Source organism: Pontimicrobium aquaticum (assembly GCF_005047595.1).
Taxonomy (GTDB): domain Bacteria; phylum Bacteroidota; class Bacteroidia; order Flavobacteriales; family Flavobacteriaceae; genus Pontimicrobium; species Pontimicrobium aquaticum.
This window is the reverse complement of sequence record NZ_SUPL01000004.1, coordinates 180,675-204,024: the sequence shown is the minus strand read 5'-3', so window position 1 is coordinate 204,024 and position 23,350 is coordinate 180,675. Positions and strand designations below refer to the sequence as shown.

The following is a 23,350-nucleotide window of genomic DNA, read 5'->3' as shown; positions in this document are numbered from 1 at the left end:
AACCTTATAAAGCGAGAACAATTAAGTACAAATTAATTTGTAAAATTATTTATATCATGAAAAAAACTATTAATCAAACACTAAAAACAAAGTATCTATGTATAAGTTTCGCTTTGTTTTCAATTATAGTAAATGCTCAAATAGCTAAGCAAATAGACAGTTTGGCTTTAGTACATGCTTCTAAAGGTTTTAATGGAAATGTGCTTTATTCTAAAAATAATTCTATTGTATTTACTGGAAATTATGGTTTTAGTGATTTTTCATCAAAAAAGCCACTTAACGATTCTACTGTTTTTGAATTAGCTTCATTGTCAAAGCAGTTTACAGCTTTAGCAATAGTGCAATTAGTAGAAAAAGGGCTTATTGATTATAAAACTAAGGTTAGTAAAGTCATTCCTAAATTTCCTTATAAAAACATTACAATTGAGCATTTGTTGCGTCATCAATCTGGGCTTCCCGATTATCAAAAACTATTTTACGATAAAAAAATATGGAACAGAAAAAAAATGGCGACCAACCAAGATGTATTAAATGTATTGGCAAAACTTAAACCAGATTTAATGTTTGCTCCAGGAAGTAAATACGACTATGACAATACAGGTTATGTAGTTTTAGCGCTAATCATAGAAACTGCAAGCAAGCAATCTTATAAAACGTATGTTACAAATAACATTTTTAAACCAGCTGGAATGAAGACAGCAAGAGTATTTAATATTGAAAAACACACAGCATCTTTAAACAATACAGCCAAAGGTTATACCTACAATAAGAAAAGAAAGAACTATCAAAAAGTTGAAAATGACAAGAACCATAAACATATAAAATGGTTAAATGGTGTTATTGGAGATCGTGGCATTTATGCATCAATACTAGATTTAGAAAAATGGAAAAAAGCCTTACGCAACAATATCTTAATAACTAAACAGGGTAAAACACAAATGTTTTCGGTAGATACTATTTCACCAAAATATGGTTATGGTTTTGCAATATATGAGACACAAAGCAAAGGAAAGTGGGTATATCATAACGGAAGCTGGTCAGGGTATAAAACTTCTGCAATTTATTTGCCAGATAGTAATGAATACTTATTAATTTTGAGCAATAATAGGTACGAAGAAACTTATAAAACATTTGAGGAGGATTTTTATAATTTAATTCAATGAATATATTTTGTACACCACTTATAAATAGGATGTTAGAATTTGAAAATTACATAATACGACCACTTGTTTTAGAAGACTTGGATGAATTTTTTAATTTAATTGAAACAAATAGAGAGCGGCTTAACGATTTTTTTGCAGGAATAGTTTCAAAAACCAAAAATATTGAAGCTACAAGAGTATTTTTAAAAGAAGTAATTAAAAAGCAAGAATCAAAGCAGTATTTTGCCTTTGTTGTGGTTGATAATACAACAAATAAATTGATGGCGTTTATTGACCTTAAAAACATAGATTGGACCATCCCTAAAACTGAAATAGGTTGTTTTACAGATAAAAAAATTTCAGGTAAGGGCATCACTACAAAAGCTATAAAAACCTTTCTGGATTATAGTTTTAATCACTTTAAATTTAAAAAAATATACCTGCGCACCCATCACTCTAATAAAGCAGCACAAACCCTTGCGGAAAAGTGTGGTTTTGAATTAGAAGGAATCATAAGAATGGATTATAAAACTACATCAGGTAAGATTATAGATTTAATGTATTATGGTTTGATAAATAATAAATAATGGAGGAAATTAAAAGAACACTAGAAGAGCAACGAACAGAGTTTACAAAAAGACCATTTCTAGCAACACCTATTGCAGGTTTAGCAGTTTGGTTAATTATTGGATTATCTGGACTTTTTTTTCCTGTGAGAACAACCGTTTGGGTATTGTTTTTAGGAACAGGAAGTATTGCGTATTTAGCTATATTTATTTCAAAATTTACTGGAGAACGATTTGTTGATAAAGATAAACCAAAAAATGTATTTGATGGTTTGTTTCTATTTACAGTATTGCAATCGGTTTTAATCTATTCAATTGCCATACCTTTTTTTATTTTAGACTATTCTTCATTACCTTTAACCGTTGGTATTTTAACCGGAACCATGTGGATTCCTTTTTCATGGATTATTAAGCATTGGGTTGGTATATTCCATGCGGTTTTAAGAACGGTTTCTATATTATTACTTTGGTATATGTTACCAGAACATAAATTTGTAGCAATACCATTTGCAATTGTGATTATATACATTATAACCATGATTATTTTAAAAAGTAGAAAACTATAATTTTACTTTTGTGAGTAAATTTAAAACAAGATCATGACTAGAGATGTTATTAATATTAATGATTTTATCATTTTAGTTGAAGAAGCTAAAGCAAGTGAAGTAACTATTGATTCTTGTTTTTTTGATGAACCTATTATAGCAGTAGCTTTTTATGGCTCAGGAAATGTTGACTTAACAGTAAAATACGGAAGTAAAAGCAAAGCTTTTAATTATACCAAAGGCTTAGCTTTATCTTTTTATGCCGATGAAAACGTTGAATTTGTTCACACTATCGATAGTGAAAAACCATTAGAATGTTTAGTAGTGGCAACATCTATTAGTGCTATTGAAGCATTGCCAAATGATGAAGGTGAACTGTTTGGGGAAATGCTTAACGAATTGGTAAACCCTTCCGATCATTATGTTGAAGGACCAGCATTTTACATGACACCAGAAATGCAAAATATAGTTGACTCCATATTTAACATTCAGTATGAAGGAAAAACTAAGATGATGTTTTTTAGAAGTCAGGTTACAGGATTGTTATCTCACTTTTTTGGTCAGTTGGCAACAATGAAAACTGAAAAAATAAAAACGTCAGAGCGCGAAAAATTAATTAAAGCAAAAGCAATTCTTTCCGAAAATTTAGATACTCCTCCATCTTTAACAGAACTTTCAAAGGAAATAGGACTCAATACTTTTAAACTTAAAAAAGACTTTAAGGAACTGTTTGGTGTACCAGTTTTTAAATACCTTCAAAACGAGCGCCTCACTAAGGCACATAATATGATACGAAACCAAGAAGCAACTGTACAAGAAGCTGCATGGCATGTTGGTTACGATAGCTTAAGTTCGTTTTCCAACGCCTTTGCAAAAAAATTTGGGTATAGACCAAGCCAAATCAAGTAAACTACTTCTCGAACAAATCTTAATTCTTTTAAAACAACCCAAACGTTCTTTATATAAATAGTTTTGTCATGTAACTTTTAAATTAAAAAGACATGAAAACAAAACGAGCCATTTTAATTGGTATAGCGATTTGGATTGTTGCTATACTTTTTTATATGACATCTTACTATGTTCCTGTTTTAGAGAATGCCGACACCCAAGCAAATATTGTATTATTTGTTGTGGTTATGCCATTAGTATGGCTAGGGTGTTCTTATTATTACAAAAGCAACAACAAAGCTCATGGACTTAAGGTTGGACTAACTATGCTGTTAACAGCTGCAGTTTTAGATGCGTTAATAACTGTTCCAGTATTTATAATACCTAATGGAGGAAATCATTATCATTTTTTTACTTCTTTAAGTTTCTGGATTATTGCTTTTGAATTCTTAATGATAGCTGCTTTGTACTGGTACTTTAGTATATATATACACACAATTTCACAAAAAAAATAAAAATATGGATATAACTATTCAACATATAGGAATTATCGCTCTTGTACTATTAACTGGGTTATCCGCAGGATTATGTTTTACTTGGTCAAATAGTATTACATCAGGAATAGGGAGACTAAATGACTTTGAATATTTGGCATCTTTTCAGCAAATGAACAGAACAATATTGAATCCATTATTTTTTATTGTGTTCTTTGGACCTTTCTTTTTAAGTCTCTTTAATTTATATGTTTTTAAAAATGAACCTAGCTCAGTATTATGGCTTTTAATATTAGCTGCAATAATCTACGTATTTGGTGTTTTGCTAGTAACAATTTTTGGTAATGTTCCATTAAACGAAATGTTAGATAAAACAGAGTTAGCTAATGCAAGTGTTTACGACTTAAAAACTTTAAGAAATAATTTTGAAATAAAATGGAATCGTCTTCATTTAGTTAGAACAATTTCTTCTGCAACATCATTTATTATTCTGATAATTAGTGTTTTACAAATAACAAAAAATAATATTTAAAACAAGTAATAAAATATAAAAATGGAAAATAAAAGCAATATTTTAATCATTGGAGGCACTGGAAAAACAGGTAGGAAAGTAGCCTCTAAATTAAACGATTTAGGTCATAATGTAAGAATTGGTTCAAGATCAGCCACACCACCATTTGATTGGGATGCACCTAAAACATGGCCAAAAGCATTACGAGGAATGGATAAAGTATATATAACTTTTCAACCAGATTTGGCTGTTCCAGGTGCATTAGAAGCTATTGAAGAATTAACAAAGCTTGCTAAAAAAAGCAAAGTAAAAAAGTTAGTGTTGTTATCTGGAAAAGGTGAAAGAGAAGCAGAGCTTTGTGAACAAGTTATCATTCATTCAGGGCTAGATTATACAATCGTTCGTGCAAGCTGGTTCAATCAAAATTTTAGCGAGAGTTTCTTTTTAGAACCAATATTAGAAGGCTTTGTAGCTTTACCACAAGCTGAGGCAAAAGTACCTTATGTAGATACTCAGGATATTGCCGATGTGGTTGTTGAAGTAATGGTAAATGATAAACATAATGAACAAATTTATCAATTAACAGGCCCAAGGTTATTAACTTTTAAAGATGTTGTAGAAGAAATAGCTACTACCACAGGTCGAGACATTGTTTTTACACCAATAGCGTTACCAGCTTATGTAAATGTTATGAAGCAGCAAGGTGTACCAGCAGATTATGTCTGGTTGATTGAATACTTGTTTTCAGAAGTACTTGGAGACCCAAAAAACTCAGAGATTACCAATGATATTGAGAAGGTTTTAAATAGAAAGCCTATAGATTTTTCAGAGTATGTTAAAGAAACAGCTACAAGTGGAGTATGGAATCCAAAAGTTAATGCTAATTAATATTTAAATTAATTGTAATGGATAGAAGATTATTAGGTAATATTTTAATTGTTGTATTAGTAATTCTTATTGGGTCAGGTGTATTAATGTATTTAATGCCGTTTAATAAAGGCATTGCATCATTACATACTTTTTTTAGTATGCTGTTTGTTTTAGGAATGATTTTTCATTTAATAAATAATAAATTACCATTAACTAATTATATTTCAGGAAAAAGGCAAAGCAAATTTAAAAAACTACAAGCACCTTTAATTTTTAGTATAGCTATTTTGGTTGTTGTTAGTTTATACTTTCAAGTACCAGGGTTTAGTGCATTCTATGAATTTGGCAATCAAATTCGCAACCAACAACTTGGTAAAAAAGAAGTAAATTTTGATTATGAAGTCATAGATATAAAAAGAGCTATTGGAAAACATACAATTAGTGTTGAATTAAAAAAAGGAGAAGCCTTCCAATACCCATTATTTGCCATTTGGATAGAAGACGCTCAAGGAAACTATATTCAAACCTTATATATTTCGAGAGTCATTTCTTCAAGCAAGTTTGATTTTGGTAAAAAAGTAAATGGTACTTGGGAGTCAGCAACGGTTAGACGTCCAGAAGCGTTGCCTTATTGGTCTCATAAGCGTGGTATTAAAGCAGCAGACGGACTTTACATGCCTTTAGGGAATTCTAGTGATATAGATGCATATTCTGGAGCAACACCAACAGGTAACTTTATTATTAATTCAAAAAGTGAAATAACCAAAGGGAATTATAAAATACTCGTTGAATTAAATCAATCGTACGATTGGAATGAATATTATACAAAAGATAGATATCCTAACGACAAAATTTATTCTGGTTCTGGACAAGTTGGACAACCCTCATTAATTTATGAGGCTCAAATTTCTTCTAATGATTTTGACTCAAATGCGTATAAGCTAATGAACCTCGTTGGTCATGGTCATTATTCAGGGAAAAACGGAGAATTATATGAAGACCTATCTCAAGTTACATCGGCTAAAAAAATAGCAGATAGAATAATTATTCACTTAAAATAAAAAAATGACAAATAAAGCAGTTACTACACTACAAGATATTACTATTAGAACAGATATAAAACCCGGTGACCTTGGGTATATAATTCATAGACATGGTGCTGTGTATGCAAAAGAATACAACCATGGTGTTTCTTTTGAGATGTATGTAGCTAAAGGCATTTGTGAATTTTACCAAAATTACGACTCAACAAAAGATAGGGTATGGTTTTGTGAACATAATGGGAAAATAGTTGGGAGCCTATTTCTTCAACATAGAATAAATAAAAGCGCACAGTTAAGATATTTCTATTTAGAGAAAGAATATAGAGGCATAGGTCTTGGGAAAACACTAATGAATTTTTATATGAATTTCTATAAAGAAAATACTTATACATCATCATATTTATGGACTACTGATGAACTGGATGCAGCAGCGGCAATATATAATAAACACGGTTTTTTACTTACAGAAGAATTGCCTACCAATGCATTTGGAAAAGATGTAGTCGAAAGAAAATTTGAATTGGTTAGTCCGAAGTAGCCATTATTAGCTAAATAAAAAACGGTTAACGTACATAGATATCAATTAAACCTAAAGTAAAAAAAAGCTGTTAATTAAAGAAAATGTGAGTATTAAGTTTTTATAAAAATATTAGACAGAGGTATTTATAATATCATAAATAATTTTGTAAAATGCTTTAACAGCTTTTTTTTCATAGACTTCATTCAAAGAAATTATCATCCCTTTTCGTTTCATAGAAGGTTGTATTATTGGTACAGATATTATTGAGTTTATATCTTGAATAGTCGTTTTAGCTAAGATAGTATAGTATTTACCAGTTTTAACTAAATCTAAAAGCATTGGTATATCATTAATTTCTAAAGAGCTATTCAGACTTAAATTCTTTTTATTGCAAACTTTATCTATATATTTCCGTGTATTAAATCCGCTTGAAGGTAAAGCTAAAGAGAAGTGCACAAGATTTTTCATTTTTATATTCTTGACCTCTTTTAATTTAGAGTTTGTAGCACCAATTAAAACCATTTCAGAGGTAAATAAAAGTTGGTATCGATGTGCTTTATCTGTTTCATATTCTTGAAACGACAGAATAAAATCTAATTCAAAATTATCAAGTTTTTCAATCAATGCTTCAGATGTGCCAAAAACAATGCTTATCTTAATCTTTGGATATAATTCTACAAACTGTTTAACAGATTTTGTTAGCACGTGCCTCAATCCATAGGTTGAACCAATTTTTAACTCTCCAGTCTCAATATTTTTAAAATCTCTTAATAAATTAAAACCACTATTGGCACTATTAACGCTTTGTAACGCATATTTATAAAATAAATCTCCAGCTTCGGTAAGTTTTATTCTTTTTCCAATACGTTCAAATAACGGAACATCAAGCTCTATTTCTAATTGCTTTATTTGTTGAGATAAGGTGCTTTGACTAATGTTTAAAGTAGCTGCGGCTGCTGTAAAGTTTAATAATTCTTTTGCTTTTATAAAATATTTTAGCTGTCTTAGTTCCATTTTCTAATCGGTTTTATCGATTAATGATATCGAAAAATAGCGTTTTACAAATTTACAATTTATAATGAACTTTGCTGCATTATTAAAATTTAAAAATTGTAGAGATGAAAAAAATAATTGTTTTAAATGTAATGTTGTTTAGTTTAATAAGTTTTGCTCAAACAAACAATGTCAAAAAAACTGATAGTTTTATTGGTTCATGGTCATTGGTGTCAATCACTAACATATATCAAAACGGAACTAAAGTTCAACCTTATGGAGAGCAGCCTGATGGGTTGCTCATTTTTGATGAACATGGCAATTATGCTATTCAAATATTAAAGAAAAATAGACCCTTAATAGCTTCAGGTAATAAAAATACAAGCACACCAGAAGAAAATGCTGAAATAGTAAAGGGTTTTAATGCACATTACGGCTACTATTTTATTGATACTGGCACTAAAACTATTTCATTTAATGTTTTACATGCTTCTTTTCCAAATTGGGAAAACAAAGTTCAAAAAAGAACCTATAGTTATAATAATGATGTGCTTAAATACATTGTAACAAATACCACGCAAGGTGGTAAATCTGTTGTAGCAGAAGTTGTTTGGAAACGAAGGGTATTTAATTAAGATTATTACTCATGGAAAGCAATAATTCTAAAACAACCTTTTATATTCTATATTTTATAAGTTTTTCTCATCTTATAAACGATTTAATTCAAGGTATTATTCCTTCAGTTTATCCATTGTTAAAAGAGAATTACCAGCTTTCATTCGTGCAAATTGGCTTAATTACATTTGCTTTCCAATTTAGTGCTTCCATTTTACAACCTTTGGTAGGTTATTATACAGACAAAAAACCTAAAATTTATGCACAAATTTACGGGTTACTTATGTCTGCCTTAGGGATTTTATTTTTGTCTTTTGCAAATAGCTTTAGCTCAATAACTATGTCTTGTATCTTAATTGGAATAGGATCAGCAGTTTTTCACCCAGAATCTAGTAGGATTGCTAATTTAGCTTCTGGAGGAAAAATTGGAGTAGCACAATCAATATTTCAAATTGGAGGTAACTTGGGAACAGCAATAGCGCCTTTATTGGTTGCTCTATTTGTACTTCCCAACTCTCAAAAACTAATCAGTATGTTTTTACTGCCATTAGTTTTTGGGTTTTTTGCATTAAAGCAAGTTGCTAAGTGGTACAAAAAATATTTAGAAGATAATTATTCAAAAAAGAGTATTACTCCTGTAGCAAATGTTGATTTTTCAAAAAAGAAAATAAAATTGATTTTAAGCATATTATTAGTAATTATATTTTCAAAATTTATATATGCAGCGAGTCTATCTAATTATTACAGTTTTTATTTAATTGAAAAATTTAATCTTTCCATAGAACAAGCTCAAGTGCATCTTTTTATTTATTTATTCGCATACATGTTGGGAACCATTATTGGTGGTCCATTAGGCGATAAATTTGGACGATTATATGTTATCTGGTTTTCTGTGTTAGGAGCAACACCTTTTATTTTATTATTGCCTTATGTAGGTCTTTTTTATACCGATGTTTTTATGATAATTATTGGGTTGATAATGGCATCTGCTTTTCCAGCAATTATGTCGTATGCTCAAGAATTATTACCTACAAAACTTGGCGTAATTTCGGGTATGTTTTATGGTTTTGCTTTTGGGGTAGCTGCTATTGGTTCAGCTTTAATTGGATTGTTGGCAGATTATACGTCTATTTATTTTGTGTATCAATTGTGCTCGTTTCTTCCCTTAATTGGTGTAGCTTGTGTGTTTTTGCCAAACTTAAACCTTAAAACAAGTTAAGCTTAAAAATCCGTTTCGAACAAATTGTTATTCGTTTTGAACAAATCAACATTGATGATGAAGATTAGTTTTGTTCATAAACAACAAAACTTTAAAATTAAAAGAGAATCAAATTTCTAATCATCAATTAAAAAATAAAATGAAAAAAGTATTAATAGTATGTCTTGCACTTAACTTTATTGTAGTATTAAAACTAAATGCACAAGCAGAAGTAGAACAAATTAATTCTACTGTAATGAAATATATAGACGGTACAGCAAATGGTAATCCCGACAAAGTAAGAGAGGCATTTCATCAAGATTTTAATCTTTTTATAGTACAGGGAGATACATTAAGAGTTATAGATGGGAAAGGCTATATTGAAAGAGTTGAAAAAGGAAAAAAGTATAACAGAAAAGGACGAATTGTATCTATTGATCATGAAAACGATGCCGCTTCTGTAAAAGTTGAAGTATATTTTCCAGACACAAAAAGGATAGCAACCGATTATCTTTTGCTTCTAAAAATAAAAGGACAGTGGAAAATATTACACAAGATTATAAATCTTAAAAACTATGAAAAAATAGATGATTTGGTATCTATTGAAAAAAACGGGTTAGAAGAAATTAAAGAAACCTTGTCAAACTACATAGATGGAACAGCAAACGGAGAACCTCAAAAATTAAAAAGGGCATTTCATCAAGATTTCAATTTGTATTATATAAAAAATGGAGATTTAAGTGTTTTATCAGGGAAGCAATACATAGGTAATTTTAAAGAAGGCAAAAAGAATAACCGAATTGGTAATATTTTATCATTGGATTATGAAAATAATGCAGGTCTTGCCAAAGTACAGGTTATAATGCCTGACCGTAATAGAATAGCCATTGATTATTTATTGTTATTGAAAATTAAAGATGAGTGGAAAATAATTCATAAATCATTCACATCTAAAAGTTATTAAAAGTAGAGGTGGTTGTCTATAAAGGGTTATTCTAAACAAGAAAAAATATAGAATAATCCTTTTCGAACAAATTTTATTGCTTTTCGAAACAATTTCAATCTAACTTCCATTATATTTTTGAGCCACAACCATAATTAAGCACTAGTATTTATGTGCTGTAGAACAGTAATCATGAAAACATTAAAATCAAGATTCCAATCATTAAAAATACAGTTTTACACTGTGTTATTGGTTGCAATAACAATATTTTCATGCAATTCCCGAACAGGCAATTATGTATGTACACCTTGTGATTTAAAATGTGATGAATTAACATTTTATGAACCTGGAATTTGTCCTCATTGCAAGATGGACTTAATAAAGAATAACAATATAATTAAAGAAGAACGCCAAGTTTTAAATGATGTAACAATTAAAACTGGCTCAGGATCTTTTTTAATTGAAGGAGGCATAGGAAATAAAGAAAACACTATTCAAGTGTATTATCATAAGCCTGAAAACTTTACAGCTAATTCTGAAATCTTATTGGTTATTCCTGGAGCAGGAAGAAATGGTAATACCTATAGAGATTCTTGGATAGAGGAATCAGAAAAAAAGAGTATTCTAATTTTATCTCCAATGTACCCAGAAAAGCATTACAATTTTGATGCATACCATTTAGGAGGGGTGATAAAAAACTCTAACCTGTACGATTGTATTGAAAGAGTAGAAGGGGCCAATAAAATTATGCTTAATGAAGATAAATTAAGGTTCAATTTAAACCCTAATGCAAACGAGTGGCTTTTCAATGATTTCGACCGTATTTTTGATGTAGCTGTTAATGTGCTTCAATCAAAACAAACGTCGTATAATCTTTTTGGACATTCAGCTGGAGGCCATATTTTACACAGATTTGTACTATTTCAAGAACACACAAAAGCCAAGAATATTTTAGCTTCTAATGCAAGTTTCTATACGTTGCCAAATTTTGAAAACTCTTTTCCTTTTGGGTTAAAAAATACTCCAGTTAATAACGTTTTTCTTAAAAATGCTTTTAAGAAAAAATTGGTAGTTTTTTTAGGAGAACTTGATAATGAAAATGAAACAAGAGGAAGTTTTCTAGAATCTAAAACCGCCAATCAACAAGGGCATCATAGATTGGAGAGAGGAGCATACTTTTTTGAACAAGCTAAAGAAATGGCAAAAAAGCTAAACACAACATTTAATTGGGAACTTAAAATAATACCAGAAGTTGGTCACGATTATAAAAACATGGGGTTTGCAGCTTCACGCTATTTATATAAACAATACAATTTTATAATAAAAAGTTAAATTTATACAAAGTACCTTGCATAGCAAGGTTCTATATAATAATTTTGCATTATTAAATCATTAATCAAAAATCAATCAAAAAATGAAAAAAACAATTCTCTTATTAATAACTGTAGCTTTACTGTGTTCTTGTGGCAATAAAAGTGAAGGCAATTCAAAAAAAGCAGATAAAGCTTTTAATGAAAAAACTTATTCTAATAAGTTAGATGAACTCTTTAACGTACTCCATAAAAACAACAAGTTTATGGGAACAGTGTCCCTTTCACATGAAGGAAATGTTATCTACTCAAAAACAATGGGTTATAACGATATTGACAATCAAAAAACATCAACAAGGGCAACCAAATACAGAGTTGGGTCAATCACCAAAATGTTTACAGCAACTATGGTTTTTAAAGCTGTAGATGAAAATAAGCTAAGCATCAATCAAACTATAGACAAGTATTTCCCGGCAATTGAAAATGCGAGCAAAATAACAGTTGGCAATTTGTTGAACCATAGAAGCGGTATCCCTAGCTTTACGAAGGATAAAACGTTTTTTGACTATCGTACCGAACATAAATCTAGGGGAGAGATGCTAAAAATTATTACCAGCTACAAAAGCAACTTTGAGCCAGATAGCAGTAACGAGTATAGTAACTCAAATTATTTCTTATTATCCCAAATTTTGGAGACGATATATAATTTGCCTTATGTAGATCTTTTACAAGAAAAAATCATTAAACCGTTAGGGTTAACAAACACGTATTCGGGAGGAAAAATTACTATAAGTAATAATGAATCTTATTCATATAGCCTTTCGGACAAATGGACTGAATTCCCAGAAACCAACCTATCCATTGCTTTAGGAAGTGGTTCTATTGTTTCGAATCCAAACGATTTAAACACCTTTATTGAGGCACTTTTTAACGAGCAGATTGTTTCTAATGAAACGCTCGATATAATGACCACGGTTAAGGATAACCATGGCATGGGTATAATGCCATTTAACTATAAGGATAAAAAAGGGTTTGGACATGGTGGACATATAGATGCTTTTCATTCAATTTCCATATACATTCCACAGGAAAAACTGGCCATTGCCATTTCATCCAATGCTATTGATTATAACATAAATAATTTGTTAACAGATATATTAAAGTGTTACTTTAATGAGCCTTTCGAGCTTCCCAATTTTGAGCGTGTTGAAATTACAGCAAGCAAACTTGAAAAGTATGTTGGAGTATATGCAGCCGAAAAAGGATCCGGAAAATTTACCATAAGCCAAGAAAATAACATCTTGTACACACAATTAAACGAGCTCCCGAAAGAACCATTGATATATAAGGGAAATCATAAATTCACTAACGAGGAAATTGGAGCAAACTTTATTTTTGACCTTGAGAAAAACCAACTAGGCTTGGAGCAAAGTGGTGTAGCGGATATTTACCTGTTTACTAAACAATAAGTGTCGTTCTATTTGTAATTTTAAATTTTTATCTATCAATATGAATCTTTAAAAATGATTAAATATCTTTTTTTACTTTTTATCATCTTTTTTTCTAATATGTCCATGGCACAAAAGTCAGAATTATTAGAAAAGAAGCTAAAAAGAATATTGATAGATGAAAATTTAACAGGTGCTGTATGGTCAACTGTTGATAATGAAATAATTACAACTGGAGCTCTAGGGTTAAAAAACAGTAATTCAAAAAAACTAATTAATAGTAAAAACAGTGTTCAAGTTGGTTCGTTAGCAAAAGTACTTATTGCTACTGGTATGCTTCGATTATCAAGTCAAGGTAAGATTGATATTGACTCGCCAGTAAATAAAGTTTTGCCCAATATTGTCTTCGATAATCCTTGGAAGAATACAAACCCTGTAACGATTAGAGATTTATTAAATCATACATCTGGTTTAGAAGATGCTAGATTTTGGCAAGTATTTAGTACAAAACCAACTTATAATTCACCTCTTGAAAAAATCTTTCTTAAAGATCCTTCAGTATTAAAAATTCGAACAAAGCCAGGTTCAAGATTTTCATACTCTAATATGGGATATTCTATGTTAGGTTTAATTATTGAAAAAATCACTCATGAGTCGTATGAAGATTATTTAAATACCAACCTTTTGAAGCCCTTAGGGATGAACAATAGCACCTTTAAATTTGTTAGTCAAAAAGGAAGAAATGCCGATGAAAATTTAATAATGGGACATTTTGATGATGGTACAACCCAAGAAAATATTCCAATGTATTTAAGGCCTGCAGGACAATTTACAACCACTGCAAATGATATGGCTTTGTTTGCAAAGTTTTTAATGAGCGATGGAACTATAAATGGAGAATCATTTGTAAAAACAGAATTATTAAAGCAAATGGGAAGACCTGTATCCATCGAATCTAATAAAGAAGGGTTAAATTCTGGGTATCAATTTGGACTGAGTTATAGAGACAGGTATGGTGTTGTTGGGTACTTTCATCGTGGTAATACAGTTGGATTTAGGGCAATATTCTATCTTTTTCCTGAAGAGAAAAAAGCATTTTTTATCAGCTTTAATACAGATAGTGAAACAGCAAACTATCAAAAATTTAACGAAGTGTTCATTGAACATTTAGGAATCGAAAAAAAATTAAAAACAACATCAAATATTAGCTTAGATAGTGACATAGATGTCTATGAAGGGTTTTATAGACTAAACCCAGTTAGATTTGAAAAATTTGCTTATTTAGATTTACTCTTCAATTCAATACAAGTAAATAAAATAGATAATGAGCTAATTGTCAAATCAATTCAAAACAACAGTTATGCTCTTTTACCAGTTAGTGAAAACTTGTTTAGAAAACAAGATAGAGTTAGGGTTTCTCATGTTTTATATGAGCAAAACAACAAACAACTTATTAGCGATGGTCTAGTGACCTATGAAAAAGTAAGTGTACTTTACCTAGTTTTAATGTGGCTAAACTTAATTCTTGGTCTTTTAGGTGTAATAATTATCCTTATTAGAGGCTTTTATTTTTTGATTAAAAAGCAATTATTTTCAGGTAAACAGGCTTTAACTGTTCCTTTTATTTCCATGATGTTGCTTTTTTTACCGTTACCTTTTCTTATGAATCAATCCTTTCTAAGCTTAGGGGATTTAACATTTGAAAATATTTTGTTAGCATTGGTTACTGGTGTTTTGCCAATAGCAATAATTTTTGGATTTATAAAAGCTGTTAGAAACAAAGCCTATGTAATTGATACTTTATCTATTCTATTCACCTTACAATGGATAATTGTTTTAATATGTTGGAATATAATCCCTTTTAGATTATGGGCTTAAAATCTATAGATGCATAATTCTGTAAAAACACAATAAATCAATTGTCAAAAATGAAAAACATAAAATTATACTGGATATTAATTTATTATTTGCTTACAGGTAATAGCATGGCTCAAGTAGCAGATACAGATTACGTCATTGGAAAGCAACTTTTCATAAAGTCAGCGGTACTAAATGAAGATAGGCAGTTGCTTATTTCCCTTCCGAAAAATTATGATAATAGTGTTCATGATTATCCTGTTATATATGTTTTGGATGCCGAATTTTTGTTTGATGTAACTCAGTCAATAGTAAAAATACGTGCAGAAAGAAATTATATGCCTCGAAGTATTATTGTTGGAATTGTAAATAATACAGGTAAAAGAAACGATATGTCGCTTATTATAAAAAATAAAGATGGTCGAGAATTTTTTGGAGGCTATGGAGGTAAATCTAAAGAGCATGTAAAGTTTTTAAAGGATGAAGTATTTCCATTTATTGAAAGTAACTATCGAGCAAACTCACATCGTACTATCATTGGAATGTCTCCAACATTTGGACCTGTATTAGAAGCTTTTTGGAATGATCCAAAACTATTTAAGGGGTATATAATTTTAGCATCTGAATTAGCACAATACACAAAGAACGGAAAATCTATTGAAGAACAAATTTTAGCCTCAGTGTTATCTGGAAATCATTCAGGAAACGCATTATATGTAGGAAAAGCATCAAGAGATTTATTGAATAGACCTCCAGAAGAAGCAGAGGCATATATAACGTTAAATACAGCATTAAAGAAACTAAATCTAAAAGATTTTAAATATAATATTGAAGTTTTAGAAGAAGAAGATCATTATGGAATGGCTGTTTCAGGTATTCAACATGGTTTAGAAACCATTTACCCTAAAGATGTTTGGAATATTCCTTATAAGGAGTTTAGAAATGCAAAGAATCCTGCAAAAACTTTAAAACAGTTTTATGATGAGTTATCTAAACGCTATGAATTCAATGTTATTCCAAATGAAGATGCTTTCTATTTTGTTGGTAATCTATCTGGTATATCACGTCGTTTAAAAAGTAACAAACGCTATAAAGAACTGGTTGAATTTCTAGAGCTATCAGTAAATTACTATCCTAATTCGGCAACGCTTCATAAAAGGCTTTCTGAAGCCTATAAAAGTATCAATGAATTTGAAAAAGCTGAACTTTCAGAAAAAAAGTATATTCAACTACTAGAATATCGTTAATGAATATTCACAATTAAATGACAAAAGCAGAACAACAAAAAATAATAGACACAAGCTGGGAATTACATGGTAAAGTTGAAACTAGTTACTTAAACCATCCTGCAAATAAACATGATGATGAATGGTTAGAAAAGCAACGTTTGCTTTTGGCAGATATGGCACTTCACTTGTTACAAACGTCTATGAGTCTAGAAGAAATAAAACTGGACAGATTACGTGATAACATACATGCTATTTTAACTATAGCAGATCAGTTTTTGCCAAATGCTGACCTAAAAAAGGCAACAAAGAAAATATACCAAAAGAATTAAAAAAATGAAAAAATCAATAATCACATTTAGTATTATTCTTTACGCTATAGCAGTTCCTTTTTTGGAAATAAATGCAACTCATGTATTTAATCCAGATTGGACACCACATGTAAGGATACATGAAGTATGGCAACTTATTACAAACACAAGCATTGGTGTTTTATGTTTATGGTTGGTTTGGGTTAAAAAAGAGACCAAAATCAGTGTCATTTTAAGTTTGCTAATCACAGGAGGATTTTTATTGGCTTACATACTTCAAGATTTTTATGGTGGTTCAATGAAATATTTAGATGGAAGCGAAAAAACACTTTTAGGAATTAATATTGGTGGACTAGGATTTGGAATAGCATTTATACTTCTATTACTTACCCTAACAACCACTAAACAAAAGCCTAAAATCAACTAATTATAATTATTAAATGCAGGTTAATTCATTTTAAAAATCATTATTTATGTTATCCAAAGCAATCATTCCTTTCATCATGCTATTTACACTATCCATTTCGGCACAAGAGGTAGTTTCTCAAAAATTGCTAAAAAAAACAGAGTCTTTTATAAACGCTTATAGTGCAAAGCAACAAACAAATAGTAATTCAAAAGATGTCGATCGATTCTTATCCTTTTTTGCTGATGATTTTGTTGATGAACACGTTAAGTATAATGTTACCATTACAAGTAAAAAAGAGTTCAGAAAGGGAATGATTGACAAACTTCAAAATAAGGTATATTATCATAAAGTATCTATTGATGATATTATGTTAGGGAAAAATGTGGCTTTTGTAAAAGTAACTATTAAAGCTAAAGTTAAGCCATTTCATATGGATAGAATTGTAGAGCATACTTCAAGTCAAATTATGTCAATTGAATACGACGAAAAAGGGTTAATAACTCATTTACGCAGGCATCATAATTAAGAATTTAAGGAATATATAAGGGGAATTAAAAAAATTAATAAATAAAATTAAATGAAAACAAAAACGTTAGTACTAATTTCTTGCTTTCTAGTTTTTAGCTTTGCTAAGGCTCAAATAAGAATGGAAAAAAAGGTGGCTGATGGAACATCAAACTATCCATACGACTTCTACCCTCAATTAAATGGAATAGAGTTGCTTATTGAAAGACAGGTAACTAATAATATAGAAAAGGAGTTTAACGAACATTATTATGTGTTTAAGAGTGCAGAAAACCTAGTTCAAAATTGCGTGTACTGTTATTTTGTAAATGGTTCTGATAAATATCAAGAACTTCTTAACTATTCTTCTCAGCATTACAGACAGGTATTTTTATTGCTTATTAGAAATATGTTTAATTCTCCTTCATCTTCTAAAAGTTATAATGATGGGAGAATGCCATCTAGAGACCCATTTATGTCATTAATTTTTGAGGGACTATATTATAAAGTATTTCCGAATGAATACAAGCAACTTTTAAAAGACAATGACCTTTTTATTCCAGATAAAAACTTAATTACTCGATGGGATTTGTCTGAATATAAAGAAGCTGAAGCGATTTATGTAAAAGCAAATGGGCATAATTCAGAAAATTATAAAGCTTTCTTAAATACTTTATTAACTAATATTATAGAAAAATGTAAGAGATAATTAAAAAAACGCCATAATAGACAATACATAATAAGTTATAGCAACATATCATTCCGGCATAAGAGACAGTTTCTCAAAAATTTCTTAAAAAAACAGAGGCATTTATAAGCGCTTATAACTCCATGCAATAACCAAACAGTGATTCAAAGGAAGTCGATGGATTTTTATCAATTTTTGCTGATGATTTTGTTGACGAGTATATTAAGTACAATGTAATTATAAGTAGTCAAGAAGAATTCAGAAAAGGATTGATAACACATTTAAGAGGGCATCACAATTGAGAATTCTTAAACAAGAATATTATTTAGACGGAAGTAAAAAAACACTATTGGGAATCAACATAGGTGTATTGGGTTTTGGAATTGCTTTTACACTATTAATAATTACTGTTTTTGTAAACAAAAAGAAAATCAACAATTTTTAAACCTTCAAAATATAGAATATGAAATACCTAAAAACCTTATTCATTCTTACTTTTATTCTAGCCTTTATTACGTCTTGCCAAGACAGTAAAAAATCAAATCTCACCTTACTCGGTGACCAAATTCCAACTGATACGCCTTTGGTTTTTGGGGAAGGGATTATTTCTACTGATAGCTACGAGTTCGCCATTACATTTACTCCAGAAATGGACGAAATATATTTTACACGTAGAAAACCAGAAGAGAACAATGAAATTTATGCTATGAAGTTAGTTGATGGCAAGTGGTCAAACCCAGAGCCAGCATTTTTTACAGCAACCGAAGGGTGGGATTTCGAACCTCATATCAGTCCTAAAGGAGATAAGCTATATTTTGGAAGCATAAGACCACTTAACGATACACTTAAGCCACCAGGTCTCTATCAATGGTATAGTAGGAGAGAAGCAAATGGCTGGAGTACACCAATACCGTTGGAGAAGCCATTTGTAGATAAATCTATAATAATGTACTTAACGTCTTCAGAAAATGGTAATTTATACTTCACTACTGGTGAAAAAGGAGATGCCCCAGAAGATTGGGTTATTTATAACTCGGTTATGGAAGATGGTCAATACAAAAGTATCAATAGAATGGGGAATGAAATAAATTCTACTGGCAAATGGATAGCCCATTCGTACATTGCACCAGACGAAAGTTATATGATATATGATTTTAAAAGCGACTTAGGGTTTGGTGAAAGCGATTTATACATCAGTTTTAATAAAAATGGTACATGGACAAAACCTTATAACCTAGGACCTAAAATAAATACAGATCAAACTGAAATGGCTGCAAGTGTATCGCCTGATGGTAAGTATTTATTTTTCCATAGAGGAGGCGACGAACATGGCGATATTTATTGGGTAGATTTTATTCAAATAAAAGAGCGAATCGAGAATGAAATTAGGAGCTAGCGGCTACTCATACAATTTATCATTATCAATAATATTAACAAAAGGAGAGAATATGAAAACTACTAAATTATTAATACTGACATTCGTTATTTCACTAAATACTATCTTTGCTCAAGAAAAAATTGAAGACGCCTTTAGCTTCCCACATTTAGAAGATCGCTATTTTGGACAAAAAACACCAGGTTTAATACCTGAAATATTTGCTCCTGGTATTGTTTCCACAGATGAGTATATAGAAAGTCTATTTACGTTTACACCAGACATGAAGGAGTTCTATTTTAATAGGATTGGTGGAAAATATAAAGAAACCACATTGCTTGTTATGCAATACAAAAACAATAGATGGAGCGAGCCGTCTGTTTTGTCAACGGATATCGATAAACATAGAGAGCGATTTGATCCTCATTGGTTGGAGTTCAAAAGTCTTGAATCTTTCAAAGGTCTTCCAATTTTGGGTTTTACAGTCTCATCTAATAGAACTTATTACGTTTATTTTTTAGAAAGAGATGGCAAAGGTCATATGAGTTATTCACGTCTTATAAACGGCAAATATGAAGATCTTCAAAAAATGAACAACGAAATTAACTCAGGCTTATATAAAGCTCATCCCTTTATAGCTCCGGATGAATCCTATTTAATGTGGGATGCTGAGAAAGAAGGTGAAAATACTCCTGATATCTATGTTAGTTTTCGTCAGAAGGATGGTTCATGGGGAGCTGCAATTAACATGGGAGATAAGATAAACACAGCAGCCTATGAACAGCGTCCAAGGGTAACACCTGATGGGAAATATTTGTTTTTTTGGAGAGGAGATAAAAAGGCTAGAGAAGATGGAAGTAGTTATTGGGTAGGAAGCCCTTATTGGGTGGATGCTCGGGTTATTGAAAATCTCAGACCCAAATAGGGCTGAACGTATAAAAAGATCTAGTGGATCTTTTTAGTGAACGAGCCATCTGGTGGTTTGGAATTATAAATTGTAAACACAATAAGTAACTAATGAAAAACACGTATTATATTTTAATGCTTGTATTCTCACTATTTTTAAATGGGTGTAATACTAAAAAACAAAGTGTAAAAGACAGTGATTCACCAACTATAGAAACTGTTTATTTTGGCGAAAAGCCACCAGGTTTGATTCCTAAGCTTTTTGCTCCTGAAATTGTTTCTCCAGATGGGCTTTTTGAAGAAGGCACGTTTTCACCAGATATGAAAGAGTTCTATTTTTCTAGGAAAAATGGAAAATATAAAAAACGCACTTTTTTTGTTATTCGATATGAAAATGGTAGTTGGGGGAACGAATCGGAGACCCATATAGAATTTCCAAGATTCTCCATGGATGGTAATATTATTTACCATGGGAATAAATATAGGGATCGAACTGAGACTGGATGGTCGGAACTCAAAAGTATGGGATCACCTTTTACAGACAAGCATATCATGGGGATATCGGTTTCTGACAAGGGAACTTTTTTCTTTGATCAATTTAAAAGACCTGATACCATTGGTGCTATCAGTTATTCACGCCTCATAAACGACAAATATGAGTCCCGTCAAAAAATGGGCGAAGAAATTAATACAGGAACATGGATTGCACACCCCAACATTGCTCCAGATGAATCCTATTTGATTTGGGATGTTGTAAGAGAAGACGGTTATGGTCAAGCTGATATTTATATTAGTTTTCGAGCGAGAGATGGTTCTTGGCTACCAGCAATGAATATGGGGGATAAGATAAACACAGAACATCAGGAAAGTGGTGCACATGTGACACACGATGGAAAATATCTATTTTTTTCGAGGGGAGAATGGAAGGCAAGAGAAGATGGAAGTATGTATTGGGTAGGAAGATCTTATTGGGTAGATTTTATTCAGTTAAAAGAAGAACTTTTAGAAAATATAAAAAAGAGCTAACAATTACAATTATTATGATATTCAGGCAAGCAACACAAAACGATGTTCCAGCAATTGTAGAAATGATAGCTGATGATAAACTAGGTAAAACAAGGGAAGATTTTAAAATTCCGTTACCAAGCAAATACTACGATGCGTTTAAAAATATAAATAATGATAGCAACCAAGAGCTTATCGTTGTTGAAAATGATAAGCTAGAGGTTGTTGGTACTATGCAATTATCATTTATTCAGTACTTAACCTATCAAGGAGGCATTAGAGCTCAAATTGAAGCTGTAAGGATTAAAAAAGACCAACGAGGAACTGGTTTAGGAACCAAAATGTTTGAGTGGGCAATTAACAGGGCAATAGAAAAAAAAGCTCATGTGTTACAATTAACCACTGATAAAAAAAGACCAGATGCTATAAAATTTTATAAAAAGCTTGGATTTATAGAGTCTCACGAAGGCATGAAAATGCATTTTAATTAGCAAACAAAAATGGTAAAATATATTCAACATCTGTTTCCAAACATCGTGGCTAATAAGGTCTATAAGTATATGTCTCAACCTAAAGTTAGAAGCTTAAGAGACTCCGAAGAGAAGGTTATGAGTTTAGCTAAAACCGAAGTTGTTACGTATAAAAATTTTTTATTAATGCGTTACGAATGGGGAAATCAAAAGAACAAAACAGTTTTTCTTGTTCATGGATGGGAAGGACAAACAGGCAATTTCGCATCTTTAATACCAATTTTATTAAAAGCCAATTACAAGATTGTTTCTTTTGATGCGCCATCACATGGTAAGAGTTCAATAGGAAAAACCAATATGTTTGAGTTTTCAAATATGTTAACTCTTGAGTTTAAAAAAGAAATGCCAGAATTAGTAATTAGCCATTCCTTTGGAAGTGTTAATGTTGCACGGGTTTTAAAACTATATCCAGAAATAGACGTTAAATTATGGCTCTTGGTAACTACACCTAATAACTTTAAAAGCAGAATTAAAGAAATAGCTTTTAAGTTTGATTTAAATAATGCGGTTATTAAAAAAGTAAGCACTAAAATTGAAGCTGATGTTAATGAAAATATTAATGATTTAAATATGATTACCTATTGTAGCCAGCTTAACAATGTAGAAAAGGCATTAATTGTACATTCAGTAACAGATAAAGTATTGCCTGTAGAAGGAGCAAGAGAGGTTAATCAGTCCTTCACACAAAGTAAAATGATTGAATTGAATAATTATGGTCATTATTCAATTTTATGGTCTAAAGAGTTACAGTTAGTATTAACTCAGGAGCTAGAAAACCTAAATTAATTATCTATTTTCAATGTGGACAGATATAAGCATTAAATGAGAAATTTTTATTGCTCTTTTATTATTACCAAACTTGCTTTGTAGCCAGTTCTAATAAGCCATCTATTTGAGGCTAAAATATTTCCATCTGGATCAAGCACTTGCACCTGTGCTGTATTTGGCGAAGACTCGCCTTCGTTTAAAGCAATAAAATTAATGGTATTAAAACCATCTTTTAGATCGATATCTATACTATAAAAATCACCCCTTAAGACTAGGTTTGGATGTACAACTGCATTATTAACCATGAGCTTTATTTTATCGCCATCAACATATTCATGGTCACGACATCTAATGATAACAGTTCTCGATCTTGTTTTTAAGTCGCCTAAATAATAATCCTTGGCAAATTGATCTAAATTACTTCTATCTTCATTAAAGCGTTGTGTAATAACCCACTCTTTATCAGTTAAAGTACTTTTTCGGGTCATATCTACCGTATATTTTTTTTTGTTTAACTCAGGTAAAGAGTTATAATTTAAGGTGTATCTCACATTCTTATTTGTAAGCCCTTTTATAGGAGAAAGCTTAAATGATAATTTTAAATCAACCTGCGTAGTACTATCAACAGGGTTAATTGTAAAACCACGTTGATAATCATTAACTTGTGCCATGGCGGCTAGTGTAA

General features: G+C 30.7%; 27 protein-coding genes. 25 read left to right on the top strand and 2 right to left on the bottom strand.

Features of this window, described 5'->3' with window-relative positions; all coding sequences use genetic code 11:
* Window positions 1-56 precede the first annotated feature (56 nt).
* The 9 genes from E5167_RS08770 to E5167_RS08730 all read left to right on the top strand — a co-directional run bounded on the left by E5167_RS08770 (window position 57) and on the right by E5167_RS08730 (window position 6,597).
* On the top strand, window positions 57-1,163 hold the full coding sequence (locus E5167_RS08770) for a serine hydrolase domain-containing protein (protein WP_136843144.1): 1,107 nt from the start codon (window positions 57-59) through the stop codon (window positions 1,161-1,163).
* Window positions 1,160-1,729, top strand: a complete 570-nt coding sequence (locus tag E5167_RS08765) for a GNAT family N-acetyltransferase (protein ID WP_136843142.1) — start codon at window positions 1,160-1,162, stop codon at window positions 1,727-1,729. Before E5167_RS08770 ends, E5167_RS08765 begins: the two co-directional genes overlap by 4 nt.
* The gene (locus E5167_RS08760) at window positions 1,729-2,274 is read left to right on the top strand and encodes a DUF7010 family protein (protein ID WP_136843140.1); all 546 of its coding nucleotides are present in this window, start codon (window positions 1,729-1,731) and stop codon (window positions 2,272-2,274) included. The genes E5167_RS08765 and E5167_RS08760 overlap by 1 nt, the downstream gene beginning before the upstream one ends.
* 33 nt (window positions 2,275-2,307) lie before the next feature.
* Window positions 2,308-3,162: a helix-turn-helix domain-containing protein gene (locus tag E5167_RS08755; RefSeq protein WP_136843138.1), complete on the top strand. Its 855-nt coding sequence runs from the start codon at window positions 2,308-2,310 to the stop codon at window positions 3,160-3,162.
* Window positions 3,163-3,254: 92 nt separating this feature from the next.
* On the top strand, window positions 3,255-3,656 hold the full coding sequence (locus E5167_RS08750; RefSeq protein ID WP_136843136.1) for a DUF5367 family protein: 402 nt from the start codon (window positions 3,255-3,257) through the stop codon (window positions 3,654-3,656).
* A gap of 4 nt (window positions 3,657-3,660) precedes the next feature.
* Window positions 3,661-4,167 carry an anthrone oxygenase family protein gene (locus E5167_RS08745; protein ID WP_136843135.1) on the top strand — a complete coding sequence of 169 codons (507 nt, stop codon included), beginning with the start codon at window positions 3,661-3,663 and terminating at the stop codon, window positions 4,165-4,167.
* 21 nt (window positions 4,168-4,188) lie between these two features.
* Entirely contained in the window at window positions 4,189-5,034 is an 846-nt protein-coding gene (locus E5167_RS08740; protein ID WP_136843133.1) for an NmrA family NAD(P)-binding protein, read from the top strand.
* A 17-nt stretch (window positions 5,035-5,051) separates the two neighbouring features.
* Complete coding sequence (locus E5167_RS08735; protein WP_136843131.1) at window positions 5,052-6,077, top strand: hypothetical protein; 1,026 nt, start codon at window positions 5,052-5,054, stop codon at window positions 6,075-6,077.
* A 4-nt stretch (window positions 6,078-6,081) separates the two neighbouring features.
* Window positions 6,082-6,597 (top strand): GNAT family N-acetyltransferase, encoded by a 516-nt coding sequence (locus tag E5167_RS08730; protein ID WP_136843129.1) that lies wholly within the window; start codon window positions 6,082-6,084, stop codon window positions 6,595-6,597.
* Between the two features lie 111 nt (window positions 6,598-6,708).
* Here the strand turns inward: E5167_RS08730 and E5167_RS08725 are convergent, their stop codons facing one another.
* Complete coding sequence (locus tag E5167_RS08725; protein ID WP_136843127.1) at window positions 6,709-7,593, bottom strand: LysR family transcriptional regulator; 885 nt, start codon at window positions 7,591-7,593, stop codon at window positions 6,709-6,711.
* Window positions 7,594-7,697: 104 nt separating this feature from the next.
* Between E5167_RS08725 and E5167_RS08720 the strand changes: the two genes are divergently transcribed.
* The 16 genes from E5167_RS08720 (at window position 7,698) to E5167_RS08640 (ending at window position 22,683) form a co-directional block, all read left to right on the top strand.
* Window positions 7,698-8,207 (top strand): lipocalin-like domain-containing protein, encoded by a 510-nt coding sequence (locus E5167_RS08720; protein ID WP_136843125.1) that lies wholly within the window; start codon window positions 7,698-7,700, stop codon window positions 8,205-8,207.
* An 11-nt stretch (window positions 8,208-8,218) separates the two neighbouring features.
* The gene (locus E5167_RS08715; protein WP_136843123.1) at window positions 8,219-9,406 is read left to right on the top strand and encodes an MFS transporter; all 1,188 of its coding nucleotides are present in this window, start codon (window positions 8,219-8,221) and stop codon (window positions 9,404-9,406) included.
* Window positions 9,407-9,545: 139 nt separating this feature from the next.
* Window positions 9,546-10,349 (top strand): nuclear transport factor 2 family protein, encoded by an 804-nt coding sequence (locus E5167_RS15540; protein WP_239021966.1) that lies wholly within the window; start codon window positions 9,546-9,548, stop codon window positions 10,347-10,349.
* A 171-nt stretch (window positions 10,350-10,520) separates the two neighbouring features.
* The gene (locus tag E5167_RS08700; RefSeq protein WP_211242140.1) at window positions 10,521-11,660 is read left to right on the top strand and encodes a hypothetical protein; all 1,140 of its coding nucleotides are present in this window, start codon (window positions 10,521-10,523) and stop codon (window positions 11,658-11,660) included.
* 82 nt (window positions 11,661-11,742) lie between these two features.
* Entirely contained in the window at window positions 11,743-13,107 is a 1,365-nt protein-coding gene (locus E5167_RS08695; protein WP_136843121.1) for a serine hydrolase domain-containing protein, read from the top strand.
* Window positions 13,108-13,212: 105 nt separating this feature from the next.
* The gene (locus E5167_RS08690; RefSeq protein WP_169301404.1) at window positions 13,213-14,964 is read left to right on the top strand and encodes a serine hydrolase domain-containing protein; all 1,752 of its coding nucleotides are present in this window, start codon (window positions 13,213-13,215) and stop codon (window positions 14,962-14,964) included.
* 50 nt (window positions 14,965-15,014) lie between these two features.
* Window positions 15,015-16,190 (top strand): alpha/beta hydrolase, encoded by a 1,176-nt coding sequence (locus E5167_RS08685; protein WP_136843117.1) that lies wholly within the window; start codon window positions 15,015-15,017, stop codon window positions 16,188-16,190.
* Between the two features lie 17 nt (window positions 16,191-16,207).
* Window positions 16,208-16,501 carry a hypothetical protein gene (locus E5167_RS08680; protein WP_136843115.1) on the top strand — a complete coding sequence of 98 codons (294 nt, stop codon included), beginning with the start codon at window positions 16,208-16,210 and terminating at the stop codon, window positions 16,499-16,501.
* Window positions 16,502-16,505: 4 nt separating this feature from the next.
* Window positions 16,506-16,907, top strand: a complete 402-nt coding sequence (locus E5167_RS08675) for a hypothetical protein (RefSeq protein WP_136843113.1) — start codon at window positions 16,506-16,508, stop codon at window positions 16,905-16,907.
* A 46-nt stretch (window positions 16,908-16,953) separates the two neighbouring features.
* Window positions 16,954-17,415, top strand: coding sequence for a nuclear transport factor 2 family protein (locus E5167_RS08670; protein ID WP_136843110.1), 462 nt, complete (start codon window positions 16,954-16,956; stop codon window positions 17,413-17,415).
* Window positions 17,416-17,466: 51 nt separating this feature from the next.
* On the top strand, window positions 17,467-18,102 hold the full coding sequence (locus E5167_RS08665; RefSeq protein ID WP_136843108.1) for a hypothetical protein: 636 nt from the start codon (window positions 17,467-17,469) through the stop codon (window positions 18,100-18,102).
* Window positions 18,103-18,544: 442 nt separating this feature from the next.
* Window positions 18,545-19,477, top strand: coding sequence for a TolB family protein (locus E5167_RS08660; RefSeq protein ID WP_136843106.1), 933 nt, complete (start codon window positions 18,545-18,547; stop codon window positions 19,475-19,477).
* The gene (locus E5167_RS08655) at window positions 19,461-20,381 is read left to right on the top strand and encodes a TolB-like translocation protein (RefSeq protein WP_211242139.1); all 921 of its coding nucleotides are present in this window, start codon (window positions 19,461-19,463) and stop codon (window positions 20,379-20,381) included. The genes E5167_RS08660 and E5167_RS08655 overlap by 17 nt, the downstream gene beginning before the upstream one ends.
* A gap of 92 nt (window positions 20,382-20,473) precedes the next feature.
* On the top strand, window positions 20,474-21,388 hold the full coding sequence (locus tag E5167_RS08650; RefSeq protein WP_136843104.1) for a hypothetical protein: 915 nt from the start codon (window positions 20,474-20,476) through the stop codon (window positions 21,386-21,388).
* A 14-nt stretch (window positions 21,389-21,402) separates the two neighbouring features.
* A complete protein-coding gene (locus tag E5167_RS08645) occupies window positions 21,403-21,858 on the top strand; it encodes a GNAT family N-acetyltransferase (protein ID WP_136843102.1) in 456 nt (151 codons plus the stop codon).
* A gap of 9 nt (window positions 21,859-21,867) precedes the next feature.
* Complete coding sequence (locus E5167_RS08640) at window positions 21,868-22,683, top strand: alpha/beta hydrolase (RefSeq protein ID WP_136843100.1); 816 nt, start codon at window positions 21,868-21,870, stop codon at window positions 22,681-22,683.
* A gap of 47 nt (window positions 22,684-22,730) precedes the next feature.
* Here the strand turns inward: E5167_RS08640 and E5167_RS08635 are convergent, their stop codons facing one another.
* A complete protein-coding gene (locus tag E5167_RS08635) occupies window positions 22,731-23,336 on the bottom strand; it encodes a hypothetical protein (RefSeq protein ID WP_136843098.1) in 606 nt (201 codons plus the stop codon).
* Window positions 23,337-23,350: the final 14 nt, after the last annotated feature.